This window comes from Pseudomonas sp. ok272, from assembly GCF_900109995.1.
Lineage (GTDB): Bacteria > Pseudomonadota > Gammaproteobacteria > Pseudomonadales > Pseudomonadaceae > Aquipseudomonas.
In genome coordinates, this window is sequence record NZ_FOCB01000017.1 from 51,337 (window position 1) to 71,653 (window position 20,317).

Below are 20,317 nucleotides of genomic sequence, written 5' to 3' on the forward strand. Positions count from 1 at the left end.
GTGCAGGCAAGGCTGTATGAACAAAATGGAATATGAAAGTGAATAAAAGGTATTGTTCAGGAATAAAAACCCTCGGTATCTTCCCTCTCACGCCACTGATAGCTCTTCACTGGCACCCTACGTTTAAGCTGTTGTCGACAACGACAAATAAGGACACTGCATGAAAAAGGTTTTGTTGTTCACCGCATTGGCGGCTGCCCTGGCTGCGGGTTTGGCTCAAGCGAATGAGAAGTTGGTAGTGGCCGCGACGCCGGTGCCTCATGCCGAGATTCTTGAGCTGATCAAGCCGGCGCTTGCCAAAGAAGGCGTGGACCTGGAAATCAAGGTGTTCACCGACTACGTGCAGCCCAACGTACAGGTCGATCAGAAGCGTCTGGACGCCAACTATTTCCAGACCCTGCCGTACCTGAAGAGTTTCAACGAAGGCAAAGGCACTAATCTGGTAACGGTGATCGGCGTTCATGTCGAGCCGTTCGGGGGTTACTCGAAGAAGGTCAAGTCCCTGGCTGAACTCAAGGATGGCGCCACCATCGCTATCCCGAACGAAGGCAGTAACAGCGGCCGTGCGCTGATTCTGTTGCAGAAGGCTGGCCTGATCGAGTTGAAAGACCCGACAAACGCCGTGTCCACGCCCAAGGACATCGCCAAGAACCCGCACAACTTCAAGTTCAAGGAGCTGGAGTCGGCCATGCTGCCGCGTGTGCTGGATCAGGTCGATCTGGACATGATCAACACCAACTACGCGCTGGAAGCGGGCCTGAATCCGGCCAAAGATGCGCTGCTGATCGAAGGGCCGGATTCGCCTTACGTGAACTTCCTGGTGGCACGTCCTGACAACAAGGACAGCGTGGCGATCCAGAAGCTGGCCAAGGCCCTGACCAGCCCGGAAGTCAAAGCGTTCATCGAGAAGAAATACAGCGGTGCGGTGTTGCCGGCGTTCTGATCACGCGGTAAGCCCGACCAAGGTTTCAACGCCGACGGCTGATCCAGCGTCGGCGTTTTTTATTGTGGTTGGAGCGCCCGGCGCAGGGCGATCAACCACTTCAAGGCATCTTGCGGGTCCATGCGCTTGGCGGGTGTTGCGTCAGTCATTTCAATTATCTAGGTCGGTGCTCGGCCGTGGAGTGTGGCGCCAGGTTGTTTGACCTGGGAGGGACGAGCTTAAAAAAGGAACCTTCCTACAGCGATGGGTAAAACAGCTGTCCGCCGCTGGTGCGACAGGAGCCCCCAAAGGCACCCATCGACCTCGTTCAATCCGGCCAGCGCCATGCCGGCTCATCCAGTATTCCTTGGCCGACGACCTCGGTCTGGCCGATGTTTTTCTCCAGCACGATGGCATTGCACCCGGGGTCTTGCTGCAACGCTGCGATCAGGCGGCTGGCGTGGGACACCACCCACACCTGGCACTCATGGGACGCCCGGATGATCAACCGCGCCAGCGCCGGCAGCAGGTCCGGGTGCAGGCTGGTTTCCGGTTCGTTGAGGACCATCAGCGTCGGTGGCCGTGGGGTCAGCAGGGCGGCGACCAGCAGCAGGTAGCGCAAGGTGCCGTCCGACAGCTCGGCGGCGGACAGCGGCCGTAGCAAGCCTTCTTGATAGAACTCGATGGCAAAGCGCGCGCCTTGTAGCGGCTGGATGTGCAGTCGGGCGCCGGGGAAGGCGTCGCTGATCGCGGTGTGCAGGGCCTGGGGATCGCCGATTTCCAGGATGGTTTGCAGCGCGGCTGCCAGGTCGCGGCCGTCGTGGTGCAGCACTGGGGTGCGGGTGCCCAGTTGCGGTTGGCGCACGGGGGCATCGGCGTCACTGCGAAAGTGATCGTAGAAGCGCCAGCGGCGGATGAACTCGCGCAGTTGCAGGACCTCGGGCGAGCTGCTCAGGCTGCCGACCTGATCGAACAGGCTGTCGAAGGTCGGCGTGTGCTGGGCCAGCACTTCCCAGGTGCGCTCGACCCGTGAGCGCACCACGGGCCCGGTGCGGTTGACCAGCAGGGCGGCGGGGCGGTACACGGCGCCGGCCCAGATGCATTCACGCTTGATTTCCGGGTCCAGGGCAAACGCCGAGCTCGACAGCTCCGGCAGGCCCAGGGCGATGGCGTAGCTGAAGTCCTCGGCGGCAAACCCCAGGCGCAGGCGTTTGGGGCCCTGGTGCACCGACGCCTGGATGGGCACATCACCGTTGCGCATGCGCCGGCTGATGGTTTGCGGGCCGGCCCAGAACGTCGAATCCAGCCCGCCCTCGCGCGCCAGGGCGTTGACCACACCGCCCTGGGCCGTCTCGGCCAGCAGGCGCAAGGCGCGGTAGAGGTTGGACTTGCCGCTGCCATTGGGTCCGGTAATCAGGTTCAGGCGCCCGAGCGGGATCACCAGCGTATTGATCGAGCGGTAATGGGCGACGGCGAGGGTCTTGAGCATCCGCGTATTCCTTCAACAGCGGGACGGGGCATGCTGCATTGAAAGTGAACACTTAATCTGTGGCAAGCGCGCTCGTTCACTCTCCGGAGAGGGATTTTGCCAGGATGTGTCAGCGGCGACACGAAGCCGTCTGCACACGGTGGCAAACGCGCCTGCTACGCCGTTCTTGCGATTGATTGCGGTCTATCAATGCGCCGTTTTTTCCCTGATCTAAGCTCTCAAGCGTATTTGCCCCCAAACTGCCAAGGAGCCTGCATGGCTGGTCCTGGATGGAAGATAGTCGTTGGCCTGAGTCTTTTAACCGTGCTGACGGCATGTGGTGAAAAAAAGCCGGTTGAAAAGGAACGCCCCAGGGTGTTTGTGCAGGAGGTCCAGCCTGCTGATTTCGCGGCTTCAGTCACCTTGACCGGCGATATCCAGGCCCGGGTGCAGACGCAGTTGTCGTTTCGCGTCGGCGGCAAGATTATCCAGCGCATGGTCGATGTGGGCGACCGGGTGACGGCCAAGCAGGTCCTGGCGCGACTCGATCCCAAGGACTTGCAGACCAATGTCGACTCGGCCCAGGCCCAGGTGGTGGCCGAGCAGGCGCGGGTCAAGCAGACGGCCGCGGCGTTTGTCCGCCAGCAGAAACTGTTGCCCAAGGCCTACACCAGCCAAAGTGAATATGACTCGGCCCAGGCGGCACTGTTGAGTAGCCAGAGCGCCCTGGCCGCCGCCCAGGCGCAACTGGCCAATGCCCGCGATCAATTGAGCTATACCGCGCTGATTGCCGACGCCTCCGGTGTGATCACCGAGCGCCAGGCCGAGGTCGGGCAAGTGGTGCAGGCCACGGTGCCGATTTTCAGCCTGGCCCAGGACGGTGAGCGCGATGCGGTGTTCAACGTCTATGAGTCACTGTTGCTGGACACCCCGCAAGACAAGTCGATCGTGGTCAGCCTGCTCGACAATCCGAAGATCAAGGCCTCTGGCACCGTGCGCGAAGTGACGCCGGCGGTCTCGGCGCAAACCGGCACCGTGCAGATCAAGGTCGCGCTCAAGGAACTGCCCGAGGGCATGCCGCTGGGCGCGGTGGTCAGTGCCACCGGTAAGGTGGCGGCACAGAAAGCCGTCGAATTGCCGTGGTCGGCGCTGACCAAGAAACTCAGCGCGCCCGCGGTGTGGCGAGTGGACGAACAGGGCAAGGCCAACTTGCAGGTAGTCACGGTCGGTCGCTACCAGACCGGGAGTGTGATCATCAGTGATGGGCTGACGGCCGGGGAGAAAATCGTCACGGCCGGCGGGCAGTTGCTGCATCCCGATGTGCTCGTGGAGATCGCCACGCCGCCTGCCACCGCCACGGGGAACCAGCCATGAAGCGCGCGTTGCTGATGTCGCTGGGGGTGTTGCTGGCCGCCTGCTCCAAGCAAGAACCCCCGCCTGCGCCGGTGCGCCCGGTGCTGTCGATCGAAGTGCGGACCCTGGATCAACAAGACCTCGGGCGCTTCGCCGGGAGCATCCAGGCGCGCTATGAAAGCAACACCGGCTTTCGTGTCGCAGGACGGATCGCCACCCGCAATGTCGACGTGGGCAGTGAGGTCAAGGCCGGCACGCTGTTGGCCACCCTCGACCCGACCGATCAGCAGAACCAACTGCGTGCGGCCGAGGGCGATCTGGCGAAGGTCCGTGCGCAGTTGATCAATGCCCAGGCCACCGCGCGCCGCCAGCAGGAGTTGTTCAACCAGGGCGTGGGCGCCCAGGCGCAACTGGACATTGCCCAGACCGACCTGAAAACCACCCAGGCCTCACTGGACCAGGCCAAGGCGGCGGTCAGCCAGGCCCGGGACCAGTTGGGCTACACCCAACTGCGCAACGACCATGACGCCGTCGTGACGGGCTGGTCGGCCGAGGCCGGGCAAGTGGTGACGGCCGGTCAGCAAGTGGTGACCCTGGCGCGCCCGGATATCAAGGAAGCGGTGATCGACCTGCCGGCAGACCTGGCCGGGCAGTTACCGGCGGACGTGGTGTTTGCTGTCGAAACCCAGTTGGACCCCAGCATCCACACCACCGCCACGGTGCGTGAAATCGAACCCCAGGCACAAAGCGCGACCCGCACCCGGCGTGCCCGCCTGACGCTGGCCGACACGCCGAGCGGTTTCCGCCTGGGCACGGCGATCAGCGTGACCTTGCGCACCGCCATCGCGCCGCGCATCGAACTGCCGCGCAGCGCCTTGCAGGAGGTGGCCGGCAAGCCCCGGGTCTGGGTGATCGACCCGCAGACCCAGACGGTTTCGCCGCGCGACGTCACGGTGCTCAGCCGCGACGAGGAGCGGGTGATCCTGGGGCAGGGTGTGACCAATGGCGAGCGCGTGGTCAGCGCCGGTGTGAACAGCCTGGAACCCGGGCAAAAAGTCAAAATCGACGAGGAAAGCCCGCGATGAAAGGGAGTTTCAACTTATCCGAATGGGCCCTCAAGCATCAGTCGTTTGTCTGGTACCTGATGTTCGTCGCCCTGTTGATGGGCGTGTTCTCCTACCTCAACCTGGGGCGCGAAGAAGACCCCACGTTTGCTACCAAGACCATGGTGATCCAGACCCGCTGGCCGGGCGCGACCCAGGAGGAAACCCTCAAGCAGGTCACCGATCGCATCGAGAAAAAACTCGAAGAACTCGACACCCTCGACTACGTGAAAAGCTACACCCGTCCGGGTGAGTCCACGGTGTACGTGTATCTGCTGGACACCACGCCGGCCAAGGCGATCCCGGACATCTGGTACCAGGTGCGCAAGAAGATCGGCGACATCCGCGGCACCTTTCCCCAGGGCATCCAGGGGCCGTCGTTCAACGATGAGTTCGGTGATGTCTATGGCTCGATCTACGCCTTTACCGCCGACGGCCTGTCGATGCGCCAGTTGCGCGACTACGTCGAGCAGGCGCGTATCGAGATCCACAGCGTGCCGGGGCTGGGCAAGGTGGAAATGGTCGGCCAGCAGGACGAGGTGCTGTACCTGAACTTCTCCACCCGCAAACTGGCCGCGCTGGGCATCGACCAGCGCCAGGTGGTGCAGAGCCTGCAGGCACAAAACGCGGTGACCCCGGCCGGGGTGATCGAGGCCGGACCGGAGCGGATCTCGGTGCGCACCTCCGGGCAGTTCGCCTCGGAGAAGGACCTGGCGGCGGTGAACCTGAAGCTCAACGACCGCTTCTATCGCCTGGCCGATATCGCTGAGATCAGCCGTGGCTACGTCGACCCGGCCGCGCCGATGTTTCGCTTCAACGGCCAGCCGGCCATTGGCCTGGCGATCAACATGAAGGCTGGCGGCAACATCCAGGTGTTCGGCAAGGCGCTGCACGCGCGCATGCTTGAGCTGACCGCCGACCTGCCGGTGGGGGTCGGCATCCACATGGTTTCCGACCAGGCCCAGGTGGTCGAAGAAGCCGTCGGCGGCTTTACCCGCGCGCTGTTCGAGGCCGTGATCATCGTGCTGGTGGTCAGCTTCATCAGCCTGGGGGTGCGCGCCGGGCTGGTGGTGGCGTGCTCGATCCCGCTGGTGCTGGCGATGGTCTTTGTGTTCATGGAGTACAGCGGCATCACCATGCAGCGGATCTCGTTGGGTGCGCTGATCATCGCCCTCGGCCTGTTGGTGGATGACGCGATGATCACGGTGGAGATGATGGTCTCGCGCCTTGAAATGGGGGACACCAAGGAGCAGGCCGCGACCTTTGCCTATACCTCGACCGCGTTCCCGATGCTCACCGGGACCCTGGTGACCGTCGCCGGCTTTGTGCCGATTGGCCTGAACTCAAGCTCGGCGGGCGAGTACACCTTTACCCTGTTTGCGGTGATCGCGGTGGCGATGCTGGTGTCGTGGGTCGTCGCGGTGCTGTTCGCCCCGGTGATCGGGGTGCACATCCTCAGTACCCACGTAAAACCCCATGCCGCCGAGCCTGGGCCGGTCGGCCGGGCGTTCAATAGCGGGTTGTTGTGGTGCTTGCGCAATCGCTGGTGGGCCATCGGGATCACGTTGCTGTGCTTCGCGTTGTCGGTGGTCGGCATGCGGTTCGTCCAGAACCAGTTCTTCCCGTCCTCCGACCGCCCGGAAATCCTGGTGGACCTGGACCTGCCGCAAAACGCCTCGATCGAGGAGACCCGCAAGGCGGTCGATCGCCTGGAAGCGACGCTCAAGGGCGACCCCGACATCGTGCGGTGGAGCACCTACATTGGCCAGGGCGCGATTCGTTTCTACCTGCCGCTCGATCAGCAACTGCAGAACCCCTACTACGCGCAACTGGTGATCGTCAGCAAGGACTTCAAGGCGCGCGAAGCGCTCAGCCAGCGCCTGCGTGAACGCCTGCGCGAGGACTTCGTGGGTATTGGCAGCTACGTGCAGGCGTTGGAAATGGGCCCGCCGGTGGGGCGGCCGATCCAGTACCGGATCAGTGGCAAGGACATCGACCAGGTGCGCAAGCTCGCCATCGACCTGGCCAGCGTGCTGGACCAGAGCTCGCACATCGGCGAGATCATTTTCGACTGGAACGAACCGGGCAAGGTGCTGCGCGTCGACATTGCCCAGGACAAGGCGCGGCAGTTTGGCTTGTCGTCCGAAGACGTCGCGAGCTTGATGAACGGCATTGTCAGCGGCTCGACCGTGACCCAGGTCGACGATGACATCTACCTGATCAACGTGATCGGGCGCGCGGTGGATGCCGAGCGGGGCACGCCGGAAACCTTGCAGAACCTGCAGATTGTCACGCCCAGCGGGACGTCGATCCCGCTGCTGTCGTTTGCCACGGTGCGTTATGAGCTGGAGCAGCCGCTGGTCTGGCGTCGCGACCGTAAGCCGACCATCACCGTTAAGGCGGCGGTGCGCGATGAGATCCAGCCCACCGACCTGGTCAAGGTGCTCAAGCCGGACATCGATGCGTTCGCCGCCAGCCTGCCGCCCGGTTACTCGGTTGCCACCGGCGGGACGGTGGAGTCCAGCGGCAAGGCCCAGGGCCCTATCGCCAAGGTTGTGCCGCTGATGCTGTTCTTGATGGCGACCTTCCTGATGATTCAGTTGCACAGTGTGCAGAAGCTGTTCCTGGTGATCAGCGTGGCGCCGCTGGGCTTGATTGGTGTGGTGCTGGCGCTGGTGCCGACGGGGACGCCGATGGGGTTTGTGGCGATCCTGGGGATCCTGGCGCTGATTGGGATCATCATTCGTAACTCGGTGATTTTGGTGACGCAGATTGATGCGTTCGAGCGGGAGGGGTATTCGCCGTGGGATGCAGTGGTGCAGGCGACGGAGCATCGCCGTCGGCCGATTTTGCTCACGGCCGCGGCGGCCAGTATGGGGATGATTCCGATTGCGCGGGAGGTGTTCTGGGGGCCGATGGCGTACGCGATGATTGGCGGGATTGTGGCGGCGACGTTGCTGACGTTGTTGTTTTTGCCGGCGTTGTATGTGGCTTGGTACAGGATCAAGGAGCCGGTGAAGACGGGCTGACAGGCGGCCCGGCTCTGGCGGGTGTGCCCAGATCCCTTTTGTGGGAGCGGGCTTGTCGGATCGCCGCACCGTCGCGATGGCGACCTTCCAGCTGACCTGATTCTTCAGGTGTACTCGGTCCTTTGTGGGAGCGAGCCCGCTCGCGAAGACGGCCTCAAGCATTGCATCACCCACGAAACAGGCGACGTCCTTTCGGCTGTCGCCTGTTTCTTTGTCGCTATTTCGGCCAGTCGTAGCTATCCAGTGTTCGCTCTACCAGCCGCGGTTCAAACCTTGCGCCAAACACTCGCCAACCAGGGCTGTTGTTCACGCGGTAGCCCAGCCGGTCGGTAGTAGTGTTCCAGTTCGACAAACCCGGCCTCGGTCAGCAGTGCTTGCCAGGCTGTCAGGTCGTGATAGGCGCCAAAGCGTTGGCCGTTCCAGCCTTCGCGGTTGTCGCCGCGGGGGTTGGAGCTGAATAGCACGCCGTTGGGTTTGAGGCTGGCGTGCAATTGTTTCAGTACCCGTGGCAGTTCCTGCACGGGGATGTGAAACAGCACGGCATTGGCGAAGAGGCCGTCGAAGTGTTCGGCCGGCAGGTCGAGGTTGAGGAAGTCCTGGTGCCAGACTTCACAACCGCTGTCCTCGCGGGCCATGTGCACGAATTGCGCTGAGCCATCCAGGCCGATGGCGACATGGCCCAGGCGGGTGAAGGTCTGCAGGTCGCGCCCCGGGCCGCAGCCGAAGTCGAGCACGGTGAAGGGCGCCGAGCCCTGGATGTGCCGCAGCAGCGCGTCGATGTTCTGGCTGACGTCGTGGTCGCGGGTGCCTTCGCGAAAGCTCTCGGCCACGTGGTTGTAGTTGCCCAGGGTGGTGGCGGTGATGCGTTCGAGGTCGTCGGGGGTGTGTTTCATGGCCATCTACACAGGTGAAGGGACAGGGGCTGACTATAAGCGTTTTTGCACCCGCGACGGTTTATCGTAGCGGTGATTGCTTGCCGTATCGGCTAAGCGAACAGTCCTTCACGGGTCAGGAAACGCCTTGGGCGTGAGGCGTCAGGCTCCCGATGTGGGGCAATGGCAACACCGCCTCAACCCTTCGCCGGGTGTACGAGCGCCTTGCGACGCACGATCAGGCAAGGATTGATGCACCCGACTTTGAGCGTGCGTGGCGGTGCCCAGCGTGAGTTGTTCCCGGCCCGGTCGAGGATGCAGTAGGTCACTTCCAGGCGGGGATCTTCGCCCGCTTCGAGGATCAGTGCCGGTGGCACCCAGAGGTTGAGGGGCTGGCCGATGTCGCTGGCCTTGAGCGGTGGCAGGTCCAGGCGTGCATCGCCCCATTGCAGGGTGATCGCATCGCCAGCGGCCATGTTCAGGTAGGGTTCGATGGCCAGTGGCACGCCGCGTTTGATCTGGGTCGGGTTGAGCCCACGGCGGCGGATTATCTCGGGGATGATCACAGGTGCCAGGTTCTGGTTTTCGTCGGCGCACAAGGTGTGCGGCTCACCGCCAGGGCAGTCGAGTTTGACCTGCAATCGCTTCGCCGCCGACAGCACCGGGGTTTGGCCGACTTGCATCACCTTGTAGTGGATACGTGTATTGCCGTTGTGCACAAAACTCTGTGGCACCCGCAGGTTCACGGGCTGGCCGAGGTCGGCGCGGGCGAGCACTTTGGAGGTGACGTAGCAGTTGTTCCAGAACAGTTCGATCAAGTCCTCTTCGTCCATGCCGGTGTACGGCGGGATTTCGATCAGCAGGTGCGCCGCCGCGGTGAGGTTGATGGCTGACCCGCAGGATTGCGCCAGGCGGGGAGGGGTCAGTTCAACTGTGTTCGACAGACAGGTCATGAGTGTTCTCCTTGAAACCGCGTAGCGAAGTCCATAAAGGAAATGCCGGGTGCGTTAGTGGCGGGTTATTAAAGTTAATTGAGTGTGCGTAATAAACTATTAGTTGCCTGTAAGTTCCGGCTGCGCTCTAGATAAAAGTGCGAGCTATAAGGTGTCAATAGAGGATTTCTTATAATGAGTTAATCCGTGGCTATTCAGAAGGCTCCTACAGTGCTCAGGTTCCAAACGGACGCCGGCAAGGCCTGTTTCCTTGGGGTGTGCGCTGATGAGACCAGAATAACGGCTGCCTGGCGGTTTATGAACACGCGTGAACTGTGCCAGGGTACGTGACAAGAAAGTATTGCGGGGAGTATCTATATATCGCGTTATAAACAGCGATTTAATAGCGCGTAATACGCGGCGTGATACCGCGTGAAGTGAGTGTGGTGTGAGCGGTGTGTCACGGCTTATTGCGAGAGGTGACGCCGGTCAAAGTTGTTTGATAAGTAGGTGATTAATATTCAGTTATTCAGGAACTTACTGAGGAATTGTCGGGTGCGTTCTTCCTTGGGGTGGGCGAAAAACGCCTTGGCTTCGCCTTGTTCAACGATCACGCCTTTGTCGAAGAACACCACCCGATTGGCCACATCGCGGGCAAAGCTCATTTCGTGGGTGACGATCACCAGGGTGCGTTTCTCTTCGGCCAGGCCGCGGATGGTCGACAGCACTTCGCCCACCAGTTCCGGGTCCAGGGCCGAGGTGGGTTCGTCGAACAGAATCACTTCCGGCTCCATGGCCAGCGCCCGGGCAATCGCCACGCGCTGCTGCTGCCCCCCGGACAGCCGTCGCGGGTAAGCGTCTTCCTTGCCCTCCAGGCCGACCTTGGCCAGCAACCTGCGGCCCAGGGCCTCGGCTTGCGCCCTGGGCATCTTCTTGACGATCAGCGGGCCTTCGATGATGTTCTCCAATGCCGTGCGGTGGGGGAACAGGTTGAAGTTCTGGAACACGAAGCCCACGTGCTGGCGCAACTGTCGCACCAGGCCTTGTTGATGGTTCAGCGGGCGACTGCCATCGATCTCGATGTCGCCGACCTTGATCCGGCCGCTGCTGGGTTCTTCGAGAAAGTTCAGGCACCGCAGGAAGGTGGTCTTGCCCGACCCGCTGGGGCCGATGATCGCCACGACTTCGCCTTCCCGGACCTCAAGGTCGATGCCCTTGAGCACGGCCTGCCCCTTGAATTGCTTGGTCAGTTTTTCCACGACAATCATCGGCTCAAGACTCCTGGTCGTGGCGATTGACCCGCTCTTCCAACCGGTTCTGCAGGCTCGACAGCGCCGTGGCGAGAATCCAGTAAATCAGGGCGGCGGCAAGGTACATGGTGAAGATTTCGAAGGTGCGGGCGGTGATCAACTGGGCCTGGCGGAACAGTTCCGGCACCTGGATGGTGGCGGCCAGTGCCGTGTCCTTGACCAGCGAAATAAAGCTGTTGCCTAAAGGTGGCAGGGCGGTGCGCATGGCTTGCGGCAGGATCGCCCGGCGCAGGGTTTGCGCCCGGGTCATGCCGATGCTGGCCGCCGCTTCCCACTGGCCGCGCTCGATGGAGCCGATGGCGGCGCGCAGGATTTCGCAGGCGTAGGCGGCCATGTTCAATGAGAAGCCGATCAGGGCGGCCGGCAACGGGTCAAGCTCGATACCCAGTTGCGGCAAGCCGTAATAGATCATGAACAACTGGACCAACAGCGGCGTGCCGCGAAAGAACGACACATACACGCGGGCAATCCAGCTCACCAGCGTGAAGCGCGACAGGCGCATCAAGGCCAGGCCGAAGCCCAGCAGCAGCCCGAAGAACATCCCGCCCAGGCTCAGGATGACCGTGTAGTACGCGCCCTTGAGTAAAAAGGGCACGGAGTCCAGGGCAAGCTGGAGACTCTGTTCAATCATTGGGTCACGTCAGAGCCGAAGTACTTCTGCGACAGCTTGGCCAGGGTGCCGTCGGCGCGCAGCTTGTCGAGGGCGGTGTTGAGTGCGGCCAGCAGTTCAGGCTCGCCTTGGCGAATCGCAATGCCGGACTCCTGGCGAGAGAACGCCGGCCCGGAGACCGCCAGTTTGTCGCCGGTCTTGCCGACCATTTCCAGGGCGGCCAGGCGGTCGACCAGGATCGCGTCGGTGCGGCCGACCATCAAGTCCTGGAACTTGGTGGGGTCATCATCGTAGGTCTTGACGATGGCGCCCGGTACGTTCGCCTTGAGCCACTGCTCGTAGTTGGTGCCCAGGCCGACCCCGACTTTATGGCCGCTCAGCGATTCGGGCGTCAGGTACTTGCCGGCGTCCTTTTTGCCCGTCAGGGCTTGGATCCCGGAGACGGTGTAGGGCTGGGAGAAGTCGTACTTTTTCTTGCGCTCCTCGGAGATGGTCACCTGGTTGACCACCGCGTCCAGGCGCTTGGATTCCAGTGCCGCGAGGATGCCGTCCCACTTGGTCGGTTGCAGCTTGACCTTCACCCCCATCTCCTTGGCCAGGGCCTGGGACAGTTCGACTTCAAAGCCGGCCAGCTGGCCGTTGGCATCGACGAAGCTGAACGGTGGGTAGGTGCCTTCCAGCCCGATGTTGATCACGCCGGCTTTCTTGATGGTGTCCAGTTCTTCCCCGGCCACCGCCTGCCCCAACAGGCCGGCACCGAGTGCCAGGCCCAGCGAGCCAATGAGAAGTGTCCGACGAAATGCGCAAAAATTCATGACAAGCCCCTGTGTTTTTTATAAGGATGTTTTTTAACAAGCAGGCAAACCGAGCGTTGCGCGATCACCACACCCCGCCCGACAAACCGTGCAGGGGAACCGCGACGATGGCGACTTCAAAACACTGAATCATAGGCAAACAAGGCCGGTGCCCCTCCGGTGTGCAGAAAGATGATCGGTCCATCGTTGAAGCGCTGCCGGGCGATGCCATCGAGCAACCCGGCCATTGCCTTGCCAGTGTAGACGGGGTCCAGCAACAAGCCTTCCTGACGCGCCAGCAATTTCACCGCCGCCAGGGTGCCGGCGTTGGGCTCGCCGTAGCGCGGGGCAAAGTACTCGTCCCACAGGTGCACCTTGAACGCGGGCGGCAGGTCCACGCCCAGCAGCTCGGCGGTGCGCTCGGCGAGGCCCTGGACCTTGGGCCGCTGGTCTTCGTCGCTGCGCGACACGGTGACGCCAATCACCGGCAGGTTCGGCAGCACTGCACTGAGTGCCAGTGCCAAGCCGCTGTGGGTGCCGGCACTGCCCGAGGCCAGGACCACGGCGGCGAATGCGTGGCCGCTGTCCTCGATCTGCTGGGCCAGCTCCAGCCCGGCGCGCACATAACCCAGCGCGCCCAAGGCGTTGGAGCCACCGATCGGTACCAGATAGGGCACCTTGCCGTTGCGGTGCAGGCGCTTGGCCAGGGCTTGCAGTTGCAGGTCGGCGTTGTCCAGGTTGTCCACCAACTCGACCTTGGCCTCGAACAGGTCCAGCAGCAGGCGGTTGCCGTTGCCCAGGTAATTGGGGTCCGTGGTGCCAATCGGGTTTTCCAGCAGGGCGACACAGCCCAGGCCCAGTTTCGCGGCGATAGCGGCGGTCTGGCGCACATGGTTGGACTGGATCGCCCCGGCGGTGATCAGCGTGTCGGCGCCTTGCGCCAGTGCGTCGGCGGCCAGGTATTCGAGTTTGCGCAGTTTGTTGCCGCCCATGGCCAGCGGCGTCAGGTCGTCACGCTTGACGTAGATGTCACGCTCCAGCCAGCCCGACAGGCGGTCGAGTCGCTCCAGGGGCGTGGCGCCGGCGAGGAGCTCCAGGCGGTGAAAACGAGCCAGCTGTTGTTTGATCATGTGACCGTACGCGTGGCGAGAGGTCCCTGGACTATAGGCAAGGCCGGCGGACTCGCACGGCCATGCTTATGCCAAAAAGTACTGAGGGCGGCACAATTGGTTCTTAATGGCGGTTTAGGGTACTGCCGTAAAGTGACTGCCGTTGAGCCGGCCAAACCGTGTGGCCGCAGCCTGTGAGGAGTTTTACCGTGAGCGAGCGTTCCAGCCATTGGCAACTGCAGACCATCGTCAGCCAACTGCGTGCGGCCCGTGACCAGTGGCGTGTACAAAATGGCCGCGCCACCGGCGAGCAGGGCGGGCGCGAATTGCCGTCCCGTGCGGCGATGGCGGAGATTCTTGAGGCCCTGTGTGGCGCGCTGTTCCCGATGCGCCTGGGTCCGGTGGACCTGCGCGAGGAGAGCGAGGATTTCTACGTCGGCCATACCCTGGATGTCGCGCTCAATGCCTTGCTCTGCCAGGCGCGCCTGGAGTTGCGCTACGTCGCCCGCCACAGCGCCCAGGTCGACACTGACGTCGAAGCCCGGGCGATTCGCATCATTCAGGGTTTCGCCCTGGCCTTGCCCGAGTTGCGCAGCCTGCTGGACAGCGATGTGCTGGCGGCCTATCACGGTGACCCGGCGGCGCGCAGCGTCGATGAAGTGCTGTTGTGCTATCCGGGGATACTGGCGGTGATTCACCATCGCCTGGCCCATCACCTGTACCGCGCCGGCTTGCCGTTGCTGGCGCGCATCAGCGCGGAAATCGCCCACTCGGCCACCGGCATCGACATTCACCCCGGTGCACAGATCGGCCGCAGTTTCTTCATCGACCACGGGACCGGCGTGGTGATCGGCGAGACCGCGATCATCGGCGAGCGAGTGCGCATCTACCAGGCGGTAACCCTGGGCGCCAAGCGCTTCCCGGCGGACGAAGACGGCCAGTTGCAGAAGGGTCATCCGCGTCATCCGATTGTCGAGGACGATGTGGTGATCTATGCCGGCGCGACTATCCTGGGACGGATCACCATCGGCAAGGGCTCGACCATCGGCGGCAATGTCTGGCTGACCCGCAGTGTGCCGGCCGGGTGCAACCTGACCCAAGCCAACCTGCAGCACGATGATGGGACGCAGAAGTAGGGAATATTGATTGTGTGATCGACCATCGGCGCAAGCCGGTCTCGCTCCCACAGAACCTGGGTTGAGCCCGTAGGAGCGAGGCTCGCCCGCGAAGAGGCCGGCACAGTCGGCATCTCAGTCAACTGACAGGCTGCATTCGCCGGCAAGCCGGTCTCGCTCCCACAGAACCTGGTGTGAGCCCGTAGGAGCGGGGCTTGCCCGCGAAGAGGCCAGCCCATTCAACATCGATGTCGTCAGGCTTACCGCCTTCGCGGGCAAGCCCGCTCCCACAAGGAATCCGGGCCTGACACGGGATGTGTGTTCGCCGTGGACCAGGGTGGGAGCGGGCTTGCCCGCGATGGCGGTGGGTGGGTCAACGTTGATGTTGAATGCTCCGCCGTCATCGCGAGCAAGCCCGCACACACACTCTTCGGAGAGTGCCGCCAAGCCCTGCGATTAGTCCTACGGCGCCTTTCCGTGTTTAACTTGAACGTTCATTCAAGTTAAACCGGCAGCTCGCTGCCCGCTCACAACAGGAGGCTTGCCTTTGTTGAGTCTGTTTTCCACAGCCACGTTTTCTCCCTTCACGGTGCACCGCCCATGAGTGCGTCCACCACCCCACCCAGCGGCCAAATGCGCGTGAACCCGCCGGTGTTCTACTTCGCCGCGAGCTTCATTCTGTTGTTCGGCCTGGTGGTCATCAGCTTCCCACAACAGTCCGGCGCCTGGCTGTTGGCCGCGCAAGACTGGGCGGCCAACACGGTCGGTTGGTATTACATGCTGGCGATGACCCTGTACCTGATCTTCGTGGTGGTCACCGCCTTGTCGGGCTACGGCAAGATCAAGCTCGGTGCCGACCACGACGAGCCCGAGTTCAGTTATCTGTCGTGGGCCGGCATGCTGTTCGCCGCCGGGATCAGCATCACGCTGTTTTTCTTTTGCGTCTCCGAGCCCCTGACCCACCTGTTGCAACCGCCCCAGGGCGAGGCCGGCACGGCGGACGCGGCGCGCCAGGCGATGCAGGTCCTGTTCCTGCACTGGGGCCTGCATGGCTGGGGCGTGTTTGCCTTTGTCGGCATGGCGCTGGCGTATTTCGCCTACCGGCATAACCTGCCGCTGGCCTTGCGTTCGGCGCTGTACCCGCTGATCGGCAAGCGCATCAACGGGCCTATCGGCTACGCGGTGGATGGCTTCGGCATCATCGCCACGGTATTTGGCCTGGGGGCCGACATGGGTTTTGGGGTGCTGCACCTCAATTCGGGCCTGGACTACCTGTTCGGCGTCGCTCACACCCAGTGGGTTCAGGTCGGCCTGATCACGCTGATGATGGGCGCGGCGATCATCGTCGCGGTGGCGGGCGTCGACAAGGGCGTGCGGGTGATGTCCGACATCAACATGCTGCTGGCCTGCGCGCTGCTGTTGTTCGTGTTGTTCGCCGGCCCCACCCAGCACTTGCTCAACACCCTGATCCAGAACGTGGGTGACTACCTCGGCGCCCTGCCGATGAAGAGTTTCGACCTGTACGCCTACGACAAACCCAGCGACTGGCTCGGCGGTTGGACGGTGTTCTACTGGGCCTGGTGGATCGCCTGGTCGCCGTTCGTAGGCCTGTTCATCGCGCGGATTTCCCGGGGCCGAACCATCCGCGAATTCGTCTTCGGCGTGTTGTTGATTCCCCTGGGCTTCACCCTGGCGTGGATGTCGATCTTCGGCAACAGCGCCATCGACCAGGTGCTCAATCACGGCATGAGCGCGCTGGGTCTGTCGGCCATCGAGAACCCGTCGATGACCCTCTACCTGTTGCTGGAAACCTACCCCTGGAGCAAGACGGTGATCGCCATGACGGTGTTCATCAGCTTCGTGTTCTTCGTCACCTCGGCCGACTCCGGCACCGTGGTGCTGTCAACGTTGTCCGCCAAGGGTGGCAATGCCGACGAGGACGGGCCGAAATGGCTGCGGGTGTTCTGGGGCGTGATGACGGCGCTGGTGACCAGCGCGTTGCTGTTCGCGGGCAGCATCGATTCGTTGAAGTCGGCGGTGGTGTTGACCTCGTTGCCGTTCTCGATGATTTTGCTGCTGATGATGTGGGGCCTGCACAAGGCGTTCTACCTGGAGTCGCAGAAGCGCATCGCCCAGATGCACTCGCTGGCACCGGTCTTGACCTCGCGGCGGGGCAAGGGCGGCTGGCGCCAGCGCCTGAGCCAGGCGGTGCACTTCCCCTCGCGGGACGAGGTGTACCGCTTCATGGACACCACGGTGCGCCCGGCGATTGAAGAAGTGACGGCGGTGTTTGTCGAGAAGGGCGTCAACGTCCTGGCCCAGCCGGACCCGGTCAATGACAGCGTCAGCCTGGAGATCGGCCATGGCGACCAGCACCCGTTCATCTATCAAGTGCAGATGCGCGGTTACTTCACACCGTCCTTCGCCCGTGGCGGGATGGGCCCCAAGGAGCTGCTCAATCGCCGCTACTACCGCGCCGAGGTGCACCTGAGCGAAGGCAGCCAGGACTACGACCTGATGGGTTACACCAAGGAGCAGATCATCAACGACATCCTCGACCAGTACGAACGGCACATGCAGTTCTTGCACTTGGTGCGCTGATGGCGGGCGGCTCAGGTGTTGCTCATGGCAATGAACAACACCAGCGCCGCCACCGGCACGGCAAACACCATGAACCCGGCCATCAACGCGCTGACCAGCGAATGGCCTGTCTTCATGCCGATAGCGCCGTTGATCACCGTCAACGCGAGCCACAGTCCGACAAAGCCGTAGGTCAGGGTTTCGCGACTGAAGCCCAGCTTCTGGCCGATGAACAGCATCAGTGCCAGCAAGGCCAGGCCGAAGATAATGATGATCCCGGTGTGCATGGTGTGTTCCATCCTTTGGCGGTGTATTGCCTACAAGGCCGCCTTCGCGACGGTGCGGCAATTCGACAGGCTCGCTCCCACGGTGATGGGGGGCGGTGGGCCCTCAATGTGGTCCTATCGAGCATAGACGTTGCTGCTTGCAACTACCTGAAAAACGGCACATCCCCCATCACCGTCGCCCGGTGCATCACGCGCCGGGCCGGGCGGTAGTCGTCTACGGCGAAGTGCTGGGTCACGCGGTTGTCCCAGAAGGCCACGTCGTTGGTTTGCCAGCGCCAGCGGATGGTGAACTCCGGGCGGGTGGCGTGGGCGAACAGCAGCTTGAGGATCACTTCGCTTTCGCTGTCCGACAGTTCGTTGATGCGGGTGGTGAAGCCTTCGTTGACGAACAGTGAGGTGCGCCCGCTCACCGGGTGCGTGCGGATCACCGGGTGTGACAGCGGCGGGTTTTTCTGGCAGGTGGCTTCCCACTGCGCCAGGTCTTCGGGGGTGGTGGCGAAGCGTTCCCGGGGGAAGGACTTGACGAAGTCGTGGGTGGCCGTCAGGCCTTGCAGCATGGCTTTGAGCGGCGGCGACAAGGCTTCATACGCGGCGATGCCGCTGGCCCACAGCGTGTCGCCACCAAACGCGGGCAACTGCTTGGCGCTGAGCACCGCGCCGAGCGCCGGGGCCGGCAGGAAGGTCACGTCGGTGTGCCACAGGGCGTTGTCGCGCACATCGGTGTGTGCGGTGTCGAGGATCAACACCTCGGGCTGGCCCGGCACATTGGGGTAGATCGGGTGGATGTGCAGGTCGCCAAAGTTGGCCGCAAAGTGTGCCTGCTGCCGGGGGTTGATCGGCTGGTCGCGAAAGAACAGCACCTGATGCTTGAGCAAGGCTTGTTCGATGGCATCGCGCTGTTCGACGTTTAGCGGTTGGGCAAGGTCGACGCCGCTGATCTGCGCGCCGAGGGCCGAGCTTAAAGGGGTGATGGTCAGGTGGCTCATGGGTGTTCTCTTTAGAGTGGGCGTGGCCTGATCTTCGTCAGTTCGGCGAGATCCTTATGGGAGCGGGCTTTCCGGCGAAAGCGGTACCTCTGGCGACATCGATGTTGAATGGGCTGGCCTCTTTGCGGGCAAGCCTCGCTCCTACGGACTCAACCCAGATTCCTGCTCGCAATGGCGGTGACGAGTGGCATGGCTAAGACAGTTGCTCCCACAGGTTGAAAGTCAGTGGGCCTGGCCGTGCCACGGCACCAGCTTGCGCTGCAGGGCGCGCAGGCCCATTTCCATGGCGAAGGCGATCAGGGCGATCACCAGGATGCCCAGCACCACCACATCGGTGACCAAGAACTGCGCGGCCGACTGCACCATGAAGCCCAGGCCGCTGGTGGCGGCGATCAACTCGGCGGCGACCAGGGTCGACCAGCCGACCCCCAGGCCAATGCGCACGCCGGTCAGGATGTCGGGGAGGGCGCTGGGCAGGATCACATGGCGAATCAGTTGCGCCCGCGTGGCGCCCAGCGATTGCGCAGCGCGCAGCTTGGCCGGGTCGACGGTGCGCACGCCGGTGGCGGTGGCGATGGCGATCGGGGCGAAGATCGCCAGGTAAATCAGCAGCACCTTGGACAGCTCGCCGATGCCGCACCAGATCACGATCAACGGCAGGTAGGCCAGCGGCGGGATCGGCCGGTAGAACTCGATCAGCGGGTCGAGAATGCCCCGGGCGATGCGGTTGGAACCCATGGCAATGCCCACCGGCACGGCGCTCAGCACCGCGAAGCCCAAGCCCAGGCCAATCCGTTCAAGGCTCGCGGCCAAGTGTTGCCACAAGGTCGAGTCCATGTAGCCGGTGGTCGCCAGCAACCAGCCTTTTTGCAGCACGGCCGAGGGCGGCGGCAGGAACAGCGGCTCGATCAGGCCGCTGGCGGTAACGGCCCACCACAGGACGATCAGCACCAGCAGGGTCAACACGCTGATCCAGCGCGTGCCGAGAGGGCGGCGCACGGCAATCGTCGTCGACGGGACGCTGGTTTTGGCCGCAGTGGCGGGGATCTGATAGGTGCTCATGCGCGCTCCTGCCGTTGGGAGAACACGCGGGCGAGCACGTGTTCACGGGTTTCGATGAAGCGTGGGTCGGACTTGATCGCCCGTGCCGACTCGCCGGCTGCGTAGCGCTGGCCGAAGTCCAGGTGCAGGCGCTCGACAATGTGCCCGGGGTTGGGGGCCAGCAGAATCAGGTCGGTGGCCAGGAACACCGCTTCTTCGATGTCGTGGGTGATCAGGAACACCGGCTTGGCGGTGCGCTGCCAGACTTGCAGCAGCAACGCCTGCATCTGTTCGCGGGTGAAGGCATCGAGGGCGCCGAAGGGTTCGTCCATCAGCAGCACCCGTGGGTCGGCCGCCAGGGCACGGGCCAGGCCGACGCGTTGCTTCTGGCCGCCGGACAGCTGCCAGATGCGCCGCGCGTCGAAACCGGCGAGGTCCACCAGGGCGAGCATCTCCCGGGCGCGGGCTTGGCGTTTGTCCCGGGGGACGCCGGCCAGCTCCAGGCCGAAGCCGACGTTGGCGAGCACGTCCTGCCAGGGCAGCAATGCATCATCCTGGAACACCACGCCGCGTTCGGCGCTCGGCCCCTTGACCGGCACGCCGTCGAGGCTGATGCGCCCGGCGCTGGGCTCGACGAAGCCGGCAATCAGGTTCAACAACGATGTCTTGCCACTGCCGGACGGCCCGAGGGCCACCAGCAGTTGCTGGGGCCCCAGGGTCAGTGAAATGTCTGCCAATACCGGCTCCGGGCTGCCTGGGTACTGTGCGCTGATGCGCTCCAGCTGTAGCAAGGCCATCGAGGCGTA

At 63.1% G+C, this 20,317-nt stretch carries 17 protein-coding genes; 6 read left to right on the top strand and 11 right to left on the bottom strand.

Going from position 1 to position 20,317, the window contains the following annotated elements:
• Window positions 1-160 precede the first annotated feature (160 nt).
• Window positions 161-943, top strand: coding sequence for a MetQ/NlpA family ABC transporter substrate-binding protein (locus tag BMW74_RS21115; protein WP_093426084.1), 783 nt, complete (start codon window positions 161-163; stop codon window positions 941-943).
• Between the two features lie 307 nt (window positions 944-1,250).
• Here BMW74_RS21115 and BMW74_RS21120 read toward each other — a convergent pair whose 3' ends face one another.
• Entirely contained in the window at window positions 1,251-2,411 is a 1,161-nt protein-coding gene (locus BMW74_RS21120; protein WP_093426085.1) for an AAA family ATPase, read from the bottom strand.
• Window positions 2,412-2,666: 255 nt separating this feature from the next.
• Between BMW74_RS21120 and BMW74_RS21125 the strand changes: the two genes are divergently transcribed.
• The 3 genes from BMW74_RS21125 to BMW74_RS21135 are packed head-to-tail and all read left to right on the top strand — an operon-like array spanning window position 2,667 to window position 7,875.
• Window positions 2,667-3,764, top strand: a complete 1,098-nt coding sequence (locus BMW74_RS21125) for an efflux RND transporter periplasmic adaptor subunit (RefSeq protein ID WP_093426086.1) — start codon at window positions 2,667-2,669, stop codon at window positions 3,762-3,764.
• Window positions 3,761-4,828 (top strand): efflux RND transporter periplasmic adaptor subunit, encoded by a 1,068-nt coding sequence (locus tag BMW74_RS21130; protein ID WP_093426087.1) that lies wholly within the window; start codon window positions 3,761-3,763, stop codon window positions 4,826-4,828. The genes BMW74_RS21125 and BMW74_RS21130 overlap by 4 nt, the downstream gene beginning before the upstream one ends.
• Entirely contained in the window at window positions 4,825-7,875 is a 3,051-nt protein-coding gene (locus BMW74_RS21135; RefSeq protein WP_093426088.1) for an efflux RND transporter permease subunit, read from the top strand. Before BMW74_RS21130 ends, BMW74_RS21135 begins: the two co-directional genes overlap by 4 nt.
• 266 nt (window positions 7,876-8,141) lie before the next feature.
• Here the strand turns inward: BMW74_RS21135 and BMW74_RS21140 are convergent, their stop codons facing one another.
• From BMW74_RS21140 to BMW74_RS21165, 6 genes are all read right to left on the bottom strand, one after another.
• On the bottom strand, window positions 8,142-8,768 hold the full coding sequence (locus BMW74_RS21140) for a class I SAM-dependent methyltransferase (RefSeq protein WP_093426089.1): 627 nt from the start codon (window positions 8,766-8,768) through the stop codon (window positions 8,142-8,144).
• Window positions 8,769-8,944: 176 nt separating this feature from the next.
• Window positions 8,945-9,700 (bottom strand): hypothetical protein, encoded by a 756-nt coding sequence (locus BMW74_RS21145; RefSeq protein WP_093426090.1) that lies wholly within the window; start codon window positions 9,698-9,700, stop codon window positions 8,945-8,947.
• 500 nt (window positions 9,701-10,200) lie between these two features.
• Entirely contained in the window at window positions 10,201-10,947 is a 747-nt protein-coding gene (gene tcyN / locus BMW74_RS21150; protein WP_093426091.1) for an L-cystine ABC transporter ATP-binding protein TcyN, read from the bottom strand.
• Between the two features lie 4 nt (window positions 10,948-10,951).
• Window positions 10,952-11,620, bottom strand: a complete 669-nt coding sequence (gene tcyL, locus BMW74_RS21155; protein WP_093426092.1) for a cystine ABC transporter permease — start codon at window positions 11,618-11,620, stop codon at window positions 10,952-10,954.
• Window positions 11,617-12,414: a cystine ABC transporter substrate-binding protein gene (tcyJ, locus tag BMW74_RS21160; RefSeq protein WP_093426093.1), complete on the bottom strand. Its 798-nt coding sequence runs from the start codon at window positions 12,412-12,414 to the stop codon at window positions 11,617-11,619. Before tcyJ ends, tcyL begins: the two co-directional genes overlap by 4 nt.
• A gap of 116 nt (window positions 12,415-12,530) precedes the next feature.
• Entirely contained in the window at window positions 12,531-13,523 is a 993-nt protein-coding gene (locus BMW74_RS21165) for a D-cysteine desulfhydrase (RefSeq protein ID WP_093426094.1), read from the bottom strand.
• A gap of 188 nt (window positions 13,524-13,711) precedes the next feature.
• On the opposite strand from BMW74_RS21165, the gene epsC reads away from it, so the two are divergent.
• Both epsC and betT read left to right on the top strand, forming a co-directional pair.
• On the top strand, window positions 13,712-14,638 hold the full coding sequence (gene epsC / locus BMW74_RS21170) for a serine O-acetyltransferase EpsC (protein ID WP_093426095.1): 927 nt from the start codon (window positions 13,712-13,714) through the stop codon (window positions 14,636-14,638).
• Window positions 14,639-15,256: 618 nt separating this feature from the next.
• Window positions 15,257-17,218, top strand: coding sequence for a choline transporter BetT (gene betT / locus BMW74_RS21175; protein ID WP_175479275.1), 1,962 nt, complete (start codon window positions 15,257-15,259; stop codon window positions 17,216-17,218).
• Between the two features lie 11 nt (window positions 17,219-17,229).
• Here the strand turns inward: betT and BMW74_RS21180 are convergent, their stop codons facing one another.
• The 4 genes from BMW74_RS21180 to tauB all read right to left on the bottom strand — a co-directional run bounded on the left by BMW74_RS21180 (window position 17,230) and on the right by tauB (window position 20,308).
• The gene (locus BMW74_RS21180) at window positions 17,230-17,484 is read right to left on the bottom strand and encodes a hypothetical protein (RefSeq protein ID WP_093426097.1); all 255 of its coding nucleotides are present in this window, start codon (window positions 17,482-17,484) and stop codon (window positions 17,230-17,232) included.
• A gap of 143 nt (window positions 17,485-17,627) precedes the next feature.
• Window positions 17,628-18,470: a taurine dioxygenase gene (gene tauD / locus BMW74_RS21185; RefSeq protein WP_093426098.1), complete on the bottom strand. Its 843-nt coding sequence runs from the start codon at window positions 18,468-18,470 to the stop codon at window positions 17,628-17,630.
• Between the two features lie 222 nt (window positions 18,471-18,692).
• Entirely contained in the window at window positions 18,693-19,532 is an 840-nt protein-coding gene (gene tauC / locus BMW74_RS21190; RefSeq protein ID WP_093426099.1) for a taurine ABC transporter permease TauC, read from the bottom strand.
• Window positions 19,529-20,308 carry a taurine ABC transporter ATP-binding subunit gene (tauB, locus tag BMW74_RS21195; protein ID WP_093426100.1) on the bottom strand — a complete coding sequence of 260 codons (780 nt, stop codon included), beginning with the start codon at window positions 20,306-20,308 and terminating at the stop codon, window positions 19,529-19,531. Before tauB ends, tauC begins: the two co-directional genes overlap by 4 nt.
• Between the last annotated feature and the right edge of the window lie 9 nt (window positions 20,309-20,317).

Bases quoted from the DNA above. Each gene is read 5' to 3' on its own strand.
- tcyJ (WP_093426093.1), bottom strand. From the start codon at position 12,414: ATGAATTTTTGCGCATTTCGTCGGACACTTCTCATTGGCTCGCTGGGC.
- tauC (WP_093426099.1), bottom strand. From the start codon at position 19,532: ATGAGCACCTATCAGATCCCCGCCACTGCGGCCAAAACCAGCGTCCCG.
- BMW74_RS21145 (WP_093426090.1), bottom strand. From the start codon at position 9,700: ATGACCTGTCTGTCGAACACAGTTGAACTGACCCCTCCCCGCCTGGCG.
- BMW74_RS21165 (WP_093426094.1), bottom strand. From the start codon at position 13,523: ATGATCAAACAACAGCTGGCTCGTTTTCACCGCCTGGAGCTCCTCGCC.
- BMW74_RS21135 (WP_093426088.1), top strand. From the start codon at position 4,825: ATGAAAGGGAGTTTCAACTTATCCGAATGGGCCCTCAAGCATCAGTCG.
- BMW74_RS21180 (WP_093426097.1), bottom strand. From the start codon at position 17,484: ATGCACACCGGGATCATCATTATCTTCGGCCTGGCCTTGCTGGCACTG.
- tcyL (WP_093426092.1), bottom strand. From the start codon at position 11,620: ATGATTGAACAGAGTCTCCAGCTTGCCCTGGACTCCGTGCCCTTTTTA.
- BMW74_RS21140 (WP_093426089.1), bottom strand. From the start codon at position 8,768: ATGAAACACACCCCCGACGACCTCGAACGCATCACCGCCACCACCCTG.
- BMW74_RS21120 (WP_093426085.1), bottom strand. From the start codon at position 2,411: ATGCTCAAGACCCTCGCCGTCGCCCATTACCGCTCGATCAATACGCTG.
- tauB (WP_093426100.1), bottom strand. From the start codon at position 20,308: ATGGCCTTGCTACAGCTGGAGCGCATCAGCGCACAGTACCCAGGCAGC.
- tcyN (WP_093426091.1), bottom strand. From the start codon at position 10,947: ATGATTGTCGTGGAAAAACTGACCAAGCAATTCAAGGGGCAGGCCGTG.
- BMW74_RS21115 (WP_093426084.1), top strand. From the start codon at position 161: ATGAAAAAGGTTTTGTTGTTCACCGCATTGGCGGCTGCCCTGGCTGCG.
- BMW74_RS21130 (WP_093426087.1), top strand. From the start codon at position 3,761: ATGAAGCGCGCGTTGCTGATGTCGCTGGGGGTGTTGCTGGCCGCCTGC.
- tauD (WP_093426098.1), bottom strand. From the start codon at position 18,470: ATGAGCCACCTGACCATCACCCCTTTAAGCTCGGCCCTCGGCGCGCAG.
- BMW74_RS21125 (WP_093426086.1), top strand. From the start codon at position 2,667: ATGGCTGGTCCTGGATGGAAGATAGTCGTTGGCCTGAGTCTTTTAACC.